This window comes from Sphingobium sp. AS12, assembly GCF_019097845.1.
Classification (GTDB): Bacteria; Pseudomonadota; Alphaproteobacteria; order Sphingomonadales; family Sphingomonadaceae; genus Sphingobium.
The window spans coordinates 187,301-202,521 of the sequence record NZ_JAHRGM010000024.1; the positions used below are offsets into that span (position 1 = coordinate 187,301).

The 15,221-nt window shown below is 63.8% G+C and carries 22 protein-coding genes and 1 tRNA gene; 11 read left to right on the forward strand and 12 right to left on the reverse strand.

What is annotated here, in order from left to right:
- Positions 1–4 precede the first annotated feature (4 nt).
- Positions 5–913 carry a methionyl-tRNA formyltransferase gene (gene fmt / locus KRZ98_RS09820; protein ID WP_217673376.1) on the forward strand — a complete coding sequence of 303 codons (909 nt, stop codon included), beginning with the start codon at positions 5–7 and terminating at the stop codon, positions 911–913.
- A gap of 52 nt (positions 914–965) precedes the next feature.
- Entirely contained in the window at positions 966–1,709 is a 744-nt protein-coding gene (gene truA, locus KRZ98_RS09825) for a tRNA pseudouridine(38-40) synthase TruA (RefSeq protein WP_217673377.1), read from the forward strand.
- Here the strand turns inward: truA and KRZ98_RS09830 are convergent.
- Both KRZ98_RS09830 and KRZ98_RS09835 read right to left on the reverse strand, forming a co-directional pair.
- Positions 1,706–2,629, reverse strand: a complete 924-nt coding sequence (locus KRZ98_RS09830) for a GGDEF domain-containing protein (RefSeq protein WP_217673378.1) — start codon at positions 2,627–2,629, stop codon at positions 1,706–1,708. The two genes, truA and KRZ98_RS09830, sit on opposite strands and share 4 nt — an antisense overlap.
- Before the next feature lie 64 nt (positions 2,630–2,693).
- Entirely contained in the window at positions 2,694–3,413 is a 720-nt protein-coding gene (locus KRZ98_RS09835; RefSeq protein ID WP_217673379.1) for a queuosine precursor transporter, read from the reverse strand.
- A gap of 68 nt (positions 3,414–3,481) precedes the next feature.
- On the opposite strand from KRZ98_RS09835, the gene KRZ98_RS09840 reads away from it, so the two are divergent.
- Positions 3,482–3,558, forward strand: a tRNA-Arg gene (locus KRZ98_RS09840).
- Positions 3,559–3,624: 66 nt separating this feature from the next.
- On the opposite strand, the gene KRZ98_RS09845 is transcribed toward KRZ98_RS09840, so the two are convergent.
- The 10 genes from KRZ98_RS09845 to KRZ98_RS09890 form a co-directional block, all read right to left on the reverse strand.
- The gene (locus KRZ98_RS09845) at positions 3,625–4,704 is read right to left on the reverse strand and encodes a tyrosine-type recombinase/integrase (protein ID WP_217673380.1); all 1,080 of its coding nucleotides are present in this window, start codon (positions 4,702–4,704) and stop codon (positions 3,625–3,627) included.
- On the reverse strand, positions 4,701–4,886 hold the full coding sequence (locus KRZ98_RS09850; protein WP_217673381.1) for a hypothetical protein: 186 nt from the start codon (positions 4,884–4,886) through the stop codon (positions 4,701–4,703). Before KRZ98_RS09850 ends, KRZ98_RS09845 begins: the two co-directional genes overlap by 4 nt.
- Positions 4,883–5,458: a DUF1643 domain-containing protein gene (locus tag KRZ98_RS09855; protein WP_217673382.1), complete on the reverse strand. Its 576-nt coding sequence runs from the start codon at positions 5,456–5,458 to the stop codon at positions 4,883–4,885. The genes KRZ98_RS09850 and KRZ98_RS09855 overlap by 4 nt, the downstream gene beginning before the upstream one ends.
- 11 nt (positions 5,459–5,469) lie before the next feature.
- Complete coding sequence (locus KRZ98_RS09860; RefSeq protein ID WP_217673383.1) at positions 5,470–5,832, reverse strand: hypothetical protein; 363 nt, start codon at positions 5,830–5,832, stop codon at positions 5,470–5,472.
- On the reverse strand, positions 5,829–6,197 hold the full coding sequence (locus tag KRZ98_RS09865) for a hypothetical protein (protein WP_217673384.1): 369 nt from the start codon (positions 6,195–6,197) through the stop codon (positions 5,829–5,831). The genes KRZ98_RS09860 and KRZ98_RS09865 overlap by 4 nt, the downstream gene beginning before the upstream one ends.
- Positions 6,194–7,312, reverse strand: coding sequence for a phage Gp37/Gp68 family protein (locus KRZ98_RS09870; protein ID WP_217673385.1), 1,119 nt, complete (start codon positions 7,310–7,312; stop codon positions 6,194–6,196). Before KRZ98_RS09870 ends, KRZ98_RS09865 begins: the two co-directional genes overlap by 4 nt.
- Positions 7,309–7,788, reverse strand: coding sequence for a hypothetical protein (locus tag KRZ98_RS09875; RefSeq protein WP_217673386.1), 480 nt, complete (start codon positions 7,786–7,788; stop codon positions 7,309–7,311). Before KRZ98_RS09875 ends, KRZ98_RS09870 begins: the two co-directional genes overlap by 4 nt.
- Positions 7,785–7,937 (reverse strand): hypothetical protein, encoded by a 153-nt coding sequence (locus KRZ98_RS09880; protein WP_217673387.1) that lies wholly within the window; start codon positions 7,935–7,937, stop codon positions 7,785–7,787. The genes KRZ98_RS09875 and KRZ98_RS09880 overlap by 4 nt, the downstream gene beginning before the upstream one ends.
- A gap of 2 nt (positions 7,938–7,939) precedes the next feature.
- Positions 7,940–8,416, reverse strand: coding sequence for a hypothetical protein (locus KRZ98_RS09885; RefSeq protein WP_217673388.1), 477 nt, complete (start codon positions 8,414–8,416; stop codon positions 7,940–7,942).
- A 66-nt stretch (positions 8,417–8,482) separates the two neighbouring features.
- Positions 8,483–9,277, reverse strand: a complete 795-nt coding sequence (locus KRZ98_RS09890; RefSeq protein ID WP_217673389.1) for a LexA family transcriptional regulator — start codon at positions 9,275–9,277, stop codon at positions 8,483–8,485.
- Here KRZ98_RS09890 and KRZ98_RS09895 point away from each other — a divergent pair.
- The 8 genes from KRZ98_RS09895 to dnaN are packed head-to-tail and all read left to right on the forward strand — an operon-like array spanning position 9,259 to position 15,221.
- The gene (locus KRZ98_RS09895; RefSeq protein ID WP_217673390.1) at positions 9,259–9,546 is read left to right on the forward strand and encodes a carph-isopro domain-containing protein; all 288 of its coding nucleotides are present in this window, start codon (positions 9,259–9,261) and stop codon (positions 9,544–9,546) included. The genes KRZ98_RS09890 and KRZ98_RS09895 overlap by 19 nt on opposite strands.
- A 1-nt stretch (position 9,547) precedes the next feature.
- Complete coding sequence (locus tag KRZ98_RS09900) at positions 9,548–10,039, forward strand: hypothetical protein (protein ID WP_217673391.1); 492 nt, start codon at positions 9,548–9,550, stop codon at positions 10,037–10,039.
- A 5-nt stretch (positions 10,040–10,044) separates the two neighbouring features.
- Positions 10,045–10,575, forward strand: coding sequence for a winged helix-turn-helix domain-containing protein (locus tag KRZ98_RS09905; protein WP_217673392.1), 531 nt, complete (start codon positions 10,045–10,047; stop codon positions 10,573–10,575).
- Positions 10,572–10,823 carry a hypothetical protein gene (locus KRZ98_RS09910; RefSeq protein ID WP_095687070.1) on the forward strand — a complete coding sequence of 84 codons (252 nt, stop codon included), beginning with the start codon at positions 10,572–10,574 and terminating at the stop codon, positions 10,821–10,823. The genes KRZ98_RS09905 and KRZ98_RS09910 overlap by 4 nt, the downstream gene beginning before the upstream one ends.
- A gap of 34 nt (positions 10,824–10,857) precedes the next feature.
- A complete protein-coding gene (locus KRZ98_RS09915) occupies positions 10,858–12,777 on the forward strand; it encodes a ParB/RepB/Spo0J family partition protein (protein WP_217673393.1) in 1,920 nt (639 codons plus the stop codon).
- On the forward strand, positions 12,774–13,595 hold the full coding sequence (locus tag KRZ98_RS09920) for a DUF6551 family protein (protein ID WP_217673394.1): 822 nt from the start codon (positions 12,774–12,776) through the stop codon (positions 13,593–13,595). Before KRZ98_RS09915 ends, KRZ98_RS09920 begins: the two co-directional genes overlap by 4 nt.
- Entirely contained in the window at positions 13,588–14,091 is a 504-nt protein-coding gene (locus KRZ98_RS09925; protein WP_217673395.1) for a hypothetical protein, read from the forward strand. The genes KRZ98_RS09920 and KRZ98_RS09925 overlap by 8 nt, the downstream gene beginning before the upstream one ends.
- Positions 14,088–15,221 (forward strand): DNA polymerase III subunit beta, encoded by a 1,134-nt coding sequence (dnaN, locus tag KRZ98_RS09930; protein WP_217673396.1) that lies wholly within the window; start codon positions 14,088–14,090, stop codon positions 15,219–15,221. The genes KRZ98_RS09925 and dnaN overlap by 4 nt, the downstream gene beginning before the upstream one ends.

Sequence of the window (15,221 nt, forward strand, 5' to 3'; positions counted from 1 at the left end):
CACCATGCGTATCATCTATATGGGCACTCCCGATTTCGCGGTTCCCGCGCTCGACGCGCTGGCCAAGGCCGGGCATGAGATCGTTGCGGTTTACAGCCAGCCGCCCCGTCCGGCCGGGCGCGGCAAGAGCCTGACCCCCTCCCCGGTGCATCAGCGGGCTGAGGCGATGGGGATCGATGTTCGGGTGCCGGAGTCGCTGAAAGACGAGGCGGTGCAGGCGGATTTCGCGGCGCTCGACGCCGATGTCGCGGTGGTCGCGGCCTATGGCTTGATCCTGCCGCGCGCCGTGCTGGATGCGCCGCGCCATGGCTGCATGAATATCCATGCGTCGTTGCTGCCACGCTGGCGCGGGGCGGCACCGATCCAGCGGGCGATATTGTCGGGCGACAATGTCACCGGCGTCACGATCATGGACATGGAAGCGGGCCTCGACACCGGGCCGATGCGGGCCAAATATGTGACCAAGATAGAGGGCAAGACGGCAGGCGCGCTGACGGCGGAGCTGGCGCAGGCTGGCGCGGCGCTGATGGTCGAGGTGCTGGACGACGTCGCGCTCCATCCGCCGATGGCGCAGCCCGAAGCGGGCGTGATCTATGCCGCCAAGATCGCCAAGGCCGAAGCGCGGATCGACTTCACCCGCCCCGCGATCCAGGTCGAGCGGCAGGTGCGCGGCTTCAATCCCTTTCCCGGCGCCTTTTTCGAATATGGCGGCGAGCGGTTCCGCATATTGGCGGCGCAGATCGAGCATGAGGACGGCGCGCCTGGCGAAATGCTGGACGACGCGCTGCTGATCGGCTGTGGCCATGGCGCGATCCGCCCGACACTGATCCAGCGCGCAGGCAAGGCGGCGATGCCACCCGACGAGATGCTACGCGGCTTCGATATGCCGGCGGGGAGCCGGGTGGATGGGTGAGACAGCGCGCGTCGAGTGTCTCGCCTATGGTCGAAACGAACGGCCTTAAGCGATGACCCGTTTTGCCTTCACCGTCGAATTTGACGGACGGCCCTTTATGGGGTGGCAGCGACAGGCGCATGGGCCGAGCGTACAGCAGGCGATCGAGGATGCGATCCATGGCGTCACCGGCGAACGGGTCGCGGTCCATGCCGCCGGGCGCACCGATGCGGGCGTGCATGGGCTGGCGATGCGCGCCCATGCCGATGTGGCCAAGGCGATCACGCCGTTCCGCCTGATGGAGGCGATCAACGCGCGGCTGGGACGGCAGCCTGTGGCGATATTGGCGTGCGAAGAGGTCGCGGACGACTGGCACGCGCGTTTTTCCTGCATGGGCCGATCCTATGTCTATCGCATCGTCAATCGCCGCGCGGCGCTGACCTTCGAGGGCGGGCTGGCCTGGCAGGTGAAACAGCCGCTCGATGCAGGCGCGATGCATGAGGCGGCGCAGGCGCTCGTGGGGCTGCATGATTTCACCACCTTCCGGTCGGCCCATTGCCAGTCGGCCAGTCCGGTCAAGACGCTCGACCGGCTGGCGGTGGAGCGGGAGGGGGACCGCATTGCGATCCATGCCGCCGCGCGGTCCTTCCTGCATCACCAGGTGCGATCGATGGTCGGCTGTCTGGTCTATGTGGGGATGGGGCGATGGTCGGCGGAAGATCTGCGCGCGGCACTGGCGGCGGCGGATCGCGCGGCGCTGGGGCTGAACGCGCCGCCCGATGGCCTCTATTTCGTGCGCGCCGATTATCCGGCTTAGTGGAGGGTCGCGACCCGCAACTGGTTCTTGCCCGCGCGCTTGGCGGCCAGCATCGCGCCATCGGCGCTGTCGATCAGCCGGCCGAGTTCGGTCGTGCCGCTGGCCGTCACCAGCCCGAACGATCCGCTGACGCCGATGCTCTGCGCGCCCAGCGCGAGGCGGATCGTTTCGCCCCGTTCTGCGGCGGAACCTGTGTCCAGCGTGGGGATCAGCATCAGAAATTCATCGCCCCCCACGCGCGCAACCGCGTCGCTGGTCCCTGCATGACGCGACAGCAGCGCTGCCACCGCCACCAGACAGGCGTCGCCCGCCGCATGGCCCCGGCTGTCGTTGAGCAGCTTGAAGCCGTCGAGATCAAGGAACAACAGGCTGACCGGCGTGCCAACGCGCGCGGCGTCGGCCAATATGGCATTGGCGCGCACGGCCAGACCGCGCCGGTTGAGCAGCCCGGTCAGCGGATCATGCATCGCCTCGAAACTTGCCTGACGCAATTCGGACAGATCCTCGATCACCGCGACGTAAAATTCGGGCTGGCCCGCCGCATCGCGCACCATCGCGACGGTCAGGTTGATCCAGATGATCGTGCCGTCAGCGCGTATATAGCGTTTTTCCAGCGTGTAGCGCGGAAAGTCCCCGGCATTCAGGCGCGCGAGCAACAGCTGGTCGGTATCCAGATCGTCGGGATGGGTGATCTGCTGGAACCCGGTGCGAATCAGCGTGTCGGCATCATGGCCGCTAATCTCGCAGAAGCGCGGATTGACCAGCAGGAAGCCGCCATCCAACCCGACATGGGCGATGCCAACCGGCGCGTGGAGAAAGGTCGCCTCGAACCGGCGCAGCGCTGTCGCTTCGACGGGCGCGTCCTGCCCGTCCTTCTTCAGGTTCGTTTCATGGAATTGCCGGTGCGACTGCCTGCTCATCCCGCCTCCATGCGGCAGCGGGGGTAAACAGGGACTTTACCCCATCACACAAACGGACAAAAAGTCAGAGCCGGGCGCGGAAGGGGGTGAAATCGGTGCCCTGGTCGTAAACGTCCAGCCCCTCGCGCCGTTTGAGCATGTTGACCACGCCATAGGTCACCGGCGTCAGCAGCGCTTCCCAGCCAACCTTCATGCCCCAGTTGGTTACCATGACGGTCAACACCTGCGCATTGCTCCACTCTCCATAGAAAGCGAGCGGGTAGAAAAGCAGGCTGTCCACCCCCTGCCCCACGACGGTCGACCCGATCGTGCGCATCCACAGATGCTTGCCGTGCGTCAGCACTTTCATGCGGGCGAGGACGAAGCTGTTGGCAAATTCCCCGGCCCAGAAGGCGACGAGCGAGGCAAAGACGATGCGCCAGGTGCTGCCGAATACCGCTTCATAGGCCGCCTGCCCCGGCCATCCCGCCGCGGGTGGCAATGCGACCACGACCCAGCTCATCAGCGCCATGAACAGCATCGCGACGAAACCGGCCCAGACGCAGCGGCGCGCGCGGGCATAGCCATAGACTTCGGTCAGCACGTCGCCGATGACATAGCCCAGCGGGAAGAAGAGGATGCCTGCGCCAAAGGTGACGCCGCCCAGCGTCGACAGCTTGGCCGCGCCGATCAGGTTGGAGAGCAGCAGAATGACGACGAAGGCCGCCATGACGAAGTCGAAATAGCGCAGCGGGCGGCCAGCCAGCACAGCTGCATCGATTTTTTGAACCGCCCCGTCGATCATGGCAACGTGCATATCGCACAGACCAGCGATTGCAAGCCGACCCCGCCGCCGCTATCGAGCCAGCCCAAGGCCCCGTAGCTCAACTGGATAGAGCACCCGCCTTCTAAGCGGGATGTTGCGTGTTCGAGTCACGCCGGGGTCACCATCCCCGCCAGAAAATGGCGGAATTGCTTGGTTTTAGCCAAGGTTACCCATTTTTGGGGTTGGGGGGTTACCCATTTTTGGGAGCTTCGTCGGTTGAAAAGCGGGTGATCAGGCCTGCCATGGCGACGTCGGCCAAGCCTTCCTGTTCGGCGCTGGCGGAATAAATCGCGACCTCTTCATCCTTTTTCCACCCGCCCACGGCCTTCATGCCCTGCTGGCTGGCGCCCGTTTCGGCCATGCGGCGGCCGATTGTTTTTCGCAGGCCGTGGGCGGTGCATTGCGGCAGGCCCGCTTCGTCGCACCATTCGCGCATCTTGTTGCCTATGCCGCCCTTGCTGTACGGGCGGCCGTGTTCGTTGATCAGGTAGGTATTGATGCCGACGCTGGGCATCGCATCGATCGCGCGCTTCAGGTCCGGGGCCATGGGCAGCCACAGGTCGGCGCCATTCTTTGCCGCTGTGAAATTGATCTTGCCGCGCACGATATGCTTCGGGCCGAACAAGCGACCGTCGCCTCGCCGCTGGCCGGTCCACAGGAAGATTTCCAACGCCAGCCTGGCGCGTGTGCCGATCGGATGCTTCGCCTGGTACTGGGCGACCTCAGCCTCTGTCCATGGGTGGAAGCCTTCCAGGCGGCGCTTCCCGACGGTGTCCGCCTCATCAACCGGGTTGGTGGCGATCCATTGCAGTTTTTTGGCATAGGCGAACAGGCGGCGCAGCTGCTTGCGCAGGTTGGTGGCGGCAACCTGTCCGCCAACCATGCGGCCCTTGTCATTGCGGCGCTTTTCGGTGCGGAGCAGCAGGATCGCCTCGATATGCTCGAAGGTGAAGTCAGCGACCATGTCGTTGCCGAAATCGGCGCGAAAGCTTTCGATCAGGCCACGCCTGCGCGCGCGATCGTCATCGCCGCCCTTCGCCCGGAAATCGGCGCAGAGATAATAGCGGGTGACCAGATCGTTGACGCTGCGCGGTGTGTGGCGTTCGACAGTGACGGCCGCGCCGGCGGTGACCGCTTTCAGTTCCGCCTCGAATCCCGGCTGGTCGGGCAACGTCCTGAGCCAGACTTCCCGTCCGCCTTTGCGCCAGCGCGCGCGCAGCTTTCCATGGCGATCGGGATTAACCGTGACATTGGGATAGCGAGTTTTCATCGAGTCCCCAGCAGCCGATCCAGCGGATTGAGTCGTACCGGTTCGGCGACTTCATCACTGGCTTCGACCACGATATTGCCGTGCGGGTCAATACCGATCCGCACGCGCGAAAAGCCCGCCTTCTTTGCGCCGCGCAGGATGCGGGTCATGTCCTGCTGTTTGATGCGGGCTGGCGCAGTCATCCGGCGGCCCTCCATAGAATGGGCTTTTGATCGCGGGGGATACGATGCTTGCCGCGCGCCATCGGGTGCGTTGGGGCACCGCTCTTGGTCTTTCCCCAGCACCACAGGTCGGGCCACGGCTCTTCGTCGCCCTGTATCGCCTCGATGACATGGTCGATCCACATGTCGTCCCACGCGATGTTGCCCCAGCAGACGAATACCTGCGCCGCTTCCTTTGCCACCTTTGCGACGTGCGGGAGGTTGGTCATGATCATCTGGTCGCGCGAGAACCAGTCATCCGTCTTATGCCAGTCTGCCCGCTTGCGGCATTCGACCGGGCTTGACGTGCAGAAGGGGTAAAGGTTGACTGCACGATAACCCCCGAAGCCGAAAAGCTCGAACCAAGCATTCCACCACAGCGAGGTCGGATCGTCTTTCAGAGCATCGGCATCCGAAGGGTTGCAACCGATGACGCAGGCGATCGGCCCCGGACCCCAGCGACGGCTGAGTTCGATCCGATCACCGCTCACAAATATCGCGTCCCGGCGCACGGTTTCGTGACCGAATAGGTCGATGGGAAGCAGTGCGGTCAAAGCCTCCCTCGTCATGCAGCTGATCCCTTCAGGTTGCGGAGGGTGAGAGCCAGTAGTTCGGCCTCGGTCATGGCACCGGCAGCATATTGTTTAGTAACGTCCACGCGCTTAAGGCCGCCAGCAATGGCCGCCGCCCATTCGTCCTTTCTCGCCTCAGCCACCCCCGCGCACCGCTTGATCGTGGCGGCTTCTATCTCGGCTTCGAAGCGGATCGCGGCATCGACTATAGGGTGATCGTCATAATCTCCGCGCGCTATCCAGAACCCGTCGCTGTAACCGCGACCTTTGGTGTAGCCAGACGACACGCCCGGAATTGACAGCGCGAACTCCCTCGCCCGCTGCGACACGATAGAATCCGTCGGTTGGTTGGTCATGCCTTTGCCTCGAAATAGGGGGACCAGCCTGCGGGCTTCAGCCAGCGAAAGAGGGTCCAGAGGGCGGTGATCTTGGCGGCGTTGGCGGGGTCGGTAGCGTCCAGGCTGGTTTCTGCCTTGACCGCGGTCGCCCATGCGCTGCGCGCCATCATGATTATGGCCGGGGGATACCAGGATTGTGGCTGGCGCTGGCGGCAGGCCGGGTCTGCCGCCGCGAGTCCGGTGCGCTGTTCTATGTTCGACCAGACGACATCGTCCCATGCCGCCCGATCGGACAGCCCCTGCCCCGCTGCTTGCCACGCCGCCTTGCGGCGGGCGCGTTCTGCGCGCGCGGTGGCGAACAGCAGGGCGGGATCGGCGTTCATCCCGGCATCCCATCATGCTGGACGCCGTCGAGCAGGCGACCGGCAGTGCGCTTACCGACGCGGTAAAGGTCTGGCTCATCATCGATGTGACCGTCTGTTGCAGACAGATTTTGCTCCTCAAACAGCCATCTGTTATCGAACCAGTGCGCGCCGTTCACCCAACCGGACTGTCGCTGCACGTTCTCGCCTGGCGTCCAGTCGCCCCATTGCTTGAAGAAAAAGGGAACTTGGGCAGCGGCGCACTGGTCGCGCAGGTCGCGCGCCCAATCCGGGTGCATCGGTCGCGCGCCGGGACCGCTTTCGCCGCCAACCACCACCCAATCGATCGCTGGCTGCTGCTTTGCGCACCCGCAACGACTGCGAGGGTAATGACGCAGACAATAGCCGGAAAGCGGCCCGAAAATGGGACGACTGCGGCTTCCCCGCTCAGCCGGTACCTCCGCGAAATCGATCAGCCCCAACAGCGGTTCGCAGGACAGCCAGCGGACGGCGGCCGGTGTGGCGAGGAGGTCGGGGATGCGTTCATCGGCGCGGATCTGATCTTCGACAGATACGCCAAGCCAGACGTTGGGCAGCGGCAGGTCCACGGTGATGTCGGTCGGATCGTCTATGTCGCCAATCGACCTGACGGGCCAGGTTGCACAGTGCCGCAAGCCCTTCGTGATGGTTCCATCGACCAGCCAGTCGATGATGACCCGTGCGATTCGCCTGTTGGCCGCACCGCTGGATAGATAGGTGCGCATCCTGTCCGAACGCTTGGTCAGCACCTGATGGATATGATGCGGGGTCAGCGCCATGACGGCGAAGCAGCGATCGATCCAGGCATCGGTGACTGACGGGTGGAAGATGTCACCATGGGCGTTCCAGAAGATCCGGCGCGGGCGCTTCCAGCGGAGCGGCTGGAGCAGCGCGGATTCGTTCAGGCGCACGGTGCCGTTCCAGACCGGCCCTGCCTTGCTGTCGCTGGTCAGCCCGACGCGGGACGGATGGTCGCGCAGGCGCGTGCCGGCAAGCCGCATGGCATAGCAGTTGGTGCAGCCGGGGGACAGGACGGTGCAGCCGTTGATGGCGTTTACGGTCGCATCGGTCCATTCGATGTGGGTGCCGTCGCTCATTCCGGTGTCCCGACGATCCGGATGCGCAGTTCTTCGGCCAGCAGCTGCGCCAGAATGTGGATGAGGGGAAAGAGGCCTTCTCCCGCTTCGGCGGGCGCGCGGGTCTCTTCGGCAATGGCCTGCGCCAGCGCCCATCGGCTCTCGACCGTCTGCACATCTTCGGGCGTGATACGCCTCGCTTCCGGATCTACGTCGATCGGTGGCGCAAATTCGGGGAGGCCGATAGCGAGGCGAGCGGTATAGATATCGACAATGCGGACAGCGTCGCGCGTCGGGGTGCGCTTCATTGCCTTCTCAATTTCGGCGGTGCTGGCCGTGGTCAGCACCAGGCTGTCATCATCGGGCATGGCCTGACGGAACGGGCGCTGCGGCAACCAGTCGTCGACGATACGGGTGCAGCGATAATGCGCGGCGAAGGCATCCCTGTGGAAAGTCTTGCCGCTGCGCATGGGGCCGTGGATCACAGTGATGGTCATGCGAAAATCCAGTCGATCAGGGCGTCGGCCATCGGCAAAAGCCATGCCAGCGCGGGGAAGAGGATGATCCAGAGCGCCGCCGCCACAATTCCGATGGCGAACGGGGCGGCGGGGTGGAATCTGGGCGCGGCGGGCCGTTCAAAGGCCATGGTCAGGCGGCCTGGGCGGCGCTGGTGGCGTCCTGGGTGCTGACGCGGCGGTAGAGGGGGGAGCGGGCCATGCCGTCGCCGGTGTAGCCATCCTTGCGCCAGCCCAGGCGGCGCATGATGCGGACCAAGTGGCTGTTGTCCTGGTAGCGGGGAATGCGGCCTTCCTGCGCGGCGGTGTGAAGCCGCCCGCCCAGATCGTGGAGGGCGACTTCATTCGTATCGCGCAGCAGGGCGGCGGTGTAGAGGGCGATGCGGGCAGTCGCTTCGCTGACGTCGGTCAGGGCGATCAGCGCGTTGGCGTCGGCCTTTGCAGGATCGACCAGATCGTCGATCGGCGCGCGGCGGGTCAGGCTGGCGGCGATGCCTTCGCGGGTGATGACCGCCTGGCTGCCGACATGCTGATGCACGCGCCAGCGCAGGCCCATAAACAGCGCGATGCTACCGGGAAAAGGAAATGGGGTTTCGACTTGACGAAGCATGATGGCCTCCCGTTGGTGACAGGAGGTAAAATACGTTTTGTATTGAGTCTGTCAATACGTTACGAATTATATCCGTCGGCGCAGGTCCTGGATGGCCCTCAAGACCACACCGATAACGGTTATCTCGTCATCAACGTGGAGGGCTTCGTCTGGACGACCAAGGCGAATCGGTTCTTTAAACTCTGGACGGTCCGACTCGCTCAACAGGACGTATTCGTCGCCGTCCATAGCAAGACGTTTGCAGGTCATTTCGCGCAGGTCGTGATTTAGCCGCTCCACCACAACGAGATCCCCGGGAACCGCGCCGTCGAGACCATACGCAACGCGGCGACAGATGAGCGTCGAGTGCGCTGGTATGGTCAAATTCATGCTGGGTCCCTCTGGAGTGACCGCAAATAGTTCTCCGTCCACGTCGCCTGCAAACCGATCGATTGTCACATATTCGGGGGGTTGAGCCTCGCCAAAGGTAGAGTCAAGCCACAGTCCGGCGGCGACCTTGCCGAGATAAGGAATTGTTGTGGTGCTTAGGACGTTTCGCATGGTCTTCGCCTCAACATGATCTAGGGCGAGCAGGGAGCCGGGGTTGACTTTGAAGGCTTTCCCGTACCGGATCGCTGTCTCCACATCGAACTCGCGAGTGCCATTCTCGTGGCTCGTGAGGGTGGATGTCGTGAAGCCGAATGCCTCTGCGGCAGCGCGCGCGCTTTCATAACCCGCCTCGGATCGTGCTTGGCGCAGCCGGCTGGCGGCGATTTCCTTGCGTGAACTCATGAAATCATGCGTATCGCATGAAATCATACGTGTGGTATTGACGGAAAAAATACATTCCGTATTATGTCGCCATGATTGAACAAACATCATTCGACGCGATCTATCGTCCATGGTCTGGCAATGCTGCTGCGATGGCTCGTGACATTGCCGAACGGTCTGTGACGGTCAGTCAATGGCGCTATCGAGGAAGTATTCCCCCACGTTATTGGCAGAAGATTATCGCTGCCGCTGCGGTGCGTGGGTTTGCACTGACCGTCGATGATTTTGTCGAGCATGTGGTTCATGCCTCGGCAGATACCGCCTCCGCCACCCCCGCGTCATCCGACACTTCAGTCCAAAATGTCGGGCAGGCGCTCTGACATGGCGCGGGGGGCAGAAAATCTGAAACCAACCGACATCGCCATCAGCGAGGCGACCGGCGATGCGGTCCATGCGGCGGGCAAGCAGGTCTATGTCAGCCATATGCTGGGGCGTAGCCGGTCCACGCTGATGGCCTGGTGCAATGAGGATGCAGCAGAGTTCATCCCGCTGCGGCTGGTCCCGGAACTGGAGAAAATGGCGACGGGGCAGCCAGGATGGCCGCATATCACGCGCACGCTGGCGCGGATGCAGGGTTTTGAGCTGTTTCAGCTGCCGCATGTCGATACCGATACGGCCAACTGGCTGAACCATGTCGGGGCGATTTCGACCGAGGCCGGGCAGATCACATCGAAAATCTGCACCGCTTTGGCCGACGACCAGCGCGTGTGTGCCGGGGATATTCGCCAGCATGATTTAATCGATGATGCAGAGCAACTGGTGGCGATTGCCGTGCAGTTGCTGGCGCAGCTTCGTGCCGTGGCGGAGGGGTGAGAGAGATGAAGCCACAGCAGCTGAGCGATTGGGCGGAACGGGCGCAGGCGGGGGAGGATGTCGTCTATTGCACCGGGGTGCGGCCCGATGAGAGCATCGGCGCGGCGGCGCGGGCGCTGTGCGAGAGCGGCGTCGTCACGCTGACGGCGCGGCGGGTGGCGGCAGAGTCGGGGGGCGGGTTCCGTTTCATCGCGCAGCGGCTGGCCGATCCGCGACCATCGCAGATCCGTGCGCGGCAGCGACGCAATTCGGGTCAGTTTCGGCACGGCCAGTGCCAGCCCGCATCCGGGGACGCCAAGCGCACGACCAGGGCGGTGCTGCGGCTGTTGGTGCAGGCGGCCAATCGCGATGCGCCCTGCCCTACCAATGCGGAGATTGCGGTGCGGGTCGGGCTGACCGGGTCGGTGGCGGCGTCCTATCGGATGCGGCGGCTGGTGCGCGACGGGATGATCATCGTGGAGGAACCGGGACCGTGCGAACGGCGGATCGTGACGATCGTCGCCACCGGCAAAAAGACGCGGAGGGCGATGCTGTGAGCTTTGTCGACATGGAAATCACCCGCCGCCAGTTCGCCGCGCGCTATGCCAATGTCGGTCGCGCGATGCTGGCCACACTGGCCGACATGTATGGCCTGGACGTCGATGTCGCCGAAAATTGGGCCGACGCGATCGACCGGGAAACGGAATTGCAGATTGCCGCCGTTCGGCTCCCCCTCTCGCAGGGCGGCGGCATAGCGGGGGTGGCTTTCGCGACTACTGCCACCCCCGCGCACCCCCAATCATAAGCCGATATCGGTGCATCAGAGAGAAGGACGTCCCATGACCACAGCTACCAAGCGGGTTAGGAAGAAAGCGGCGCCGGTTGCGCCGGAAACTGACATTCAAACTCAGACCATCACCTCGGTCGCGCCCAGTGCAATCAACCCAATCGCCTATTCCCGCCTCCGCCGCGCGCCGGAGAATGTGCGGCAGACCGATATCGCTGCCGATGTCGAGAGCCTGGCCGACGACATCGCCGCGCACGGGCTGTTGCAGTCGCTGATCGGGTACGTCTGGAACAAGCGAGTGCCGACAACGTCCGCGATTTTCATTGTGGGTGGCGGTCGCCGCCTCCAGGCGCTGCAACTGCTACGTGAGCGCGGCGCGATCGGCGACGACTTTCCCGTGCCTGTGCTAATCAGGCCAAAGGAGGAAGCGATCGAACTATCGCTATCGGAGAATTTGGCCCGGCGCGACATGAACCCGGCGGACGAATTCACCGCGTTTCAGGAATTGATGAAACCCGGCACCATGTCGCCCGCAGATTTAGCCAAGCGGTTTGGCTTCACCGAGCGCTATGTAAAGCAGCGGCTACGTTTTGCGACCCTGCACCCCGATGTACTTGGCGCGTTGCGGGACGGCAAAATCAGCATCGAATTTGCTACCGAATATGCGAGGACGACCGATCAACAGCTTCAACATGACGTCTTCCGCGCAATGCAGCGGGGGCCGTCCTATAATCGCGATAGCATCTGGACGCTGCGGGCATCGCTTGGTTCGAAGCAATTGACTGAAGATAGCGCCATCTTCCAGTTCATCGATCGCGCAACGTATGAGGCCGAGGGCGGTGGGTATGTCGAGGATCTATTCGCCAAGGATGATGACGAGGGGACAGGTCGACGGCTGGACAAGGGGCATCTTGCCCGCGAAATCGCTACGCGCTGCCTGAGTTTCCAAGGCGACCAGCGTGTGCTGCCCGTTGCGCAGCGCGATTATCCTTCTGTCGCCGGGTTCGTCTTGGCTCCCGAACTGATCCTGGGCGGCGGCAAGCCGACCGCGCCCCACGGCTTTGCTGAAATCGTTGGCGGTTGGAGCAGTACGCTCAACCGGCATGTTGATATTAAGGAATGCTGGAAGCGTGCGCGGCATCTGGAGGCATTGATCCATATCGTCGTCGGGATCGTGCGCGAGAAGCCCATTGCCGACGATGATGACGGTTCGGCACTGGAATATGTCGCGGGCTACGATCGCGAGCGCTTCTTCGTCCCGCGCGACATGGTGAAGCAAGTACTGCCGCCCAAAGAAGCGACCCATTATGGCGGGCAGCAACTGACCCTGGAGCAGCAGGCCGAGCAGGATTTGCAGCGTGACGCCAAGCTATGGGCCGCGCGCCTGGCCGGGCCGAGTTTCAAGGGCACGCCGTTCGAAGGCAAGGTCTTTTACGGCGAATATTGGCTGCGCACCAACGAGCGCCGCCCTGGCGATCCCTATAACGCACCGCGCATGACGGCATTCGATCTGCGCGTGTTCGTCACCGACGAAGAGATTAAAGCCAATATGGAGGCAGGCCGCGCCCGCGCCATAGAAGAGCGTGATGCTGTCGTTTTGGCTCGCGCTGCAAAGGATGCGGCCAAGCAAGCTGAAGCAGACGCCAAGGCGCAAGAGTTCGCCGACAAGCTCGCTGCAATTCGCGCGCTTCCCGCGCTGCCTGCCGTGATCATGGCTGCGGGCTATGTAGAGGATGCACCCAGTCCGTGGTTCCTTTGGGCAAGCGGCGACTATTTCGACCTGCCGGAGGATGACGAACACGCCGACGACGGCCAAGGCCTGGAGGGCATCGACGAAATCGCCGACACCATGGCAGTTATCGGTGATTTCTATGTCACGATTGAGGAGTATCGCGCGGCGATCGCACCGACGGAGGCGGACGATGTCGATCATGTCGGCTGGGCCGACGACAGCGTGGAGGAAGCGGCGTGAGCGGCGTGGCCAAGATGCAGCCGCAGGCGGGGCGACGGCCGAGTCTGGAGTTTCGCCCGCTGGGCGACCTGATGATCGACGACAGTTATCAGCGCTCGATCGACAGCGGGCCGAGTCAGTCGCTGGTCAAGCGGATCGCGCGGGCATGGGATTGGGGACTGTGCCAACCGCTCAATGTCGCCAAGCGGGACGATGGCGCGCTCTATGTAATCGATGGCCAGCACCGTCTGGCGGCGGCGCGGTTGCGGGGCGATATATTCGACCTGCCCTGTGTCGTGGTGGCATCGCGCAGCGCCGATGATGAGGCGGCGGCGTTTGTCGCGCTCAACCAGCAACGCCGCCCATTGAGCAAGCTGGAGCTGTTCAAGGCGGCGCTGGCCGCCGGGGAGACCGAGGCGACCGTGATCCATGGGGCGCTGACGCAGGCAGGCCTGTCGGTCGCGACCACCACCAATCCAGACAGCTGGAAGCCGGGTCAGGTCAGCAATATCGGCGGGCTGGAATATTGCGTGCGCCAATATGGCGAGAAAATATTGCGCACCAGCCTGTTGGCGGCGTCGGTGGCCTTTCACGGACAGGTGCTGCGCTATTTCGGGACGATCTTTCCGGGCATCGCGGCGGGCGTATCAGTGCATGGGGTCGCGCAGGGCGACCTGATCGGCATGGTGCTGGGTAGTTGCGACCAGAGCGAATGGCGCGACGCCATCAACCGAGCCAAGGCTGAGCAGCCCAATCTGAACATGCGGGACGCGGCGGTGTTGGCGATCGGCCGGGCCATTGCCGAAGCGATGGGCGGGGAGGAACATCGCCATGGATGAGGCGATGGAGGCGATCGTCGCGGCATTGCGCGACCTGCCTGCGCCAGTCGGCGGATGGACGATGCCGGACCTGCGCCGGGTTGCCGGGGTGTCGGTCGGCTGCTTTGCCGCTGCGGTCGTGCAGCTGCGCCGCGAGGGCAAAATGCATCCCTATGACCTGGCGCTGGCGCGTAGCATGTGGCCGGTGGATGCGGTGCCTGACCCGGTGCCCGATCTGGCCGAACAGGTTGCGGCAGAGGCGCTGGCGGCGGGTGCCAATCGGCAAGCGGCGCGTGTCACCGGCTTGAACCGTCCGATCGGCAAGCCGTCGATAGGGTCGCAATTGCAGGAAAAGGCGCTGGATGGCGCGCCGCTGCTGGCGGCGGGCATCGTGCGGGACCGGTGGGCGACGACATGGGACCGGCTGTGCCGCCATGCCGAGCGCAGCGGGCAACGGCCCATCGTGGCGATGATCGCGCTGCTGGACAGTGCATTGGATGGAGGGGCTGCGGCATGATCCAGGTGAATGTGAAGGCGCTGCGGGGGGCGCTGGCGGCGATCGGGACGGTGGTCGAGAAAAGAGCGACGGTGCCGATCCTGACCAATGTGCTGATCCGCACGACGCCGGGGCAGATGATGCTGACCGCGACCGACCTGGACCTGATGGTGGAACAGACGATCGCGCTGGAGGATGCGGGGGCAAACAGCGCAGAGGCCTTTTGCGTGGCGGCGGACCTGATCAAGTCGATCGCGGGCAAGCTGTCGGCCGATGGGGTCGCGACGATCGACCGGGATGACAAGAACGCCATCAGCATCCGGTGCGGGCGGGCGCGGTTCAAACTGCCGACGCTGCCAACCGATGACTTCCCGGTGATCGCGCTGGGCGACTGGGATGCGCAGTGGGAGCAGCCGGGCAGCGGTCTGACGGCGATGATCGACAGCGTGCGCTTTGCGATATCGACCGAAGAGACGCGCTATTATCTGAATGGCATTTACTGGCATGTGCCCGGTGGGTCAGAATGTCAGTTTGCCGCCGCGACCGATGGCAGCCGGTTGGCGCGCTTCCATGGCGATGTGCCCGACGGGGCAGAGGCGATGCCCGGCATCATCCTGCCGCGCAAAGCGGTGGCCGCGCTCGATGCGCTGATCGATGCCGAAGGCGCTGGCACCGTGGATGTGGCGGTCAGCAAGGGCAAGTTCCGCTTTGCCATCGGCGCGTGCGTGCTGACCGGCAAGACGATCGACGGTACCTTCCCCGATTATACGCGGGTCATTCCGGCAGCCAATACGATGGCGGCGTGGTTCGACCCGGCGGCGCTGGCGGAGGCAGTCGAGCGGGTGCTGACGATCAGCAGCGACAAGACGCGGCTGATCGCGATGGATTTCACGTCGGAGACAGTGACGCTGCGCGTGGTCAGCCCGGAAAATGGTACGGCCAGCGAGGATGTGATTTGCGACTATGACGGCACGCCGCTGACGATCGGGTTTAACGGGCGGTTCCTGCTGGACGTGCTGGCGCATCTGAAAGGCACGGACGCGGAAGGCACGCGGGCGCGGGTGTTGCTGGCGGACGCCGCCGCGCCGTCGCTGTGGCAGCAGAGCGATGATGCCGCGCGGCTGTATGTGCTTATGCCGATGCGGGTTTAG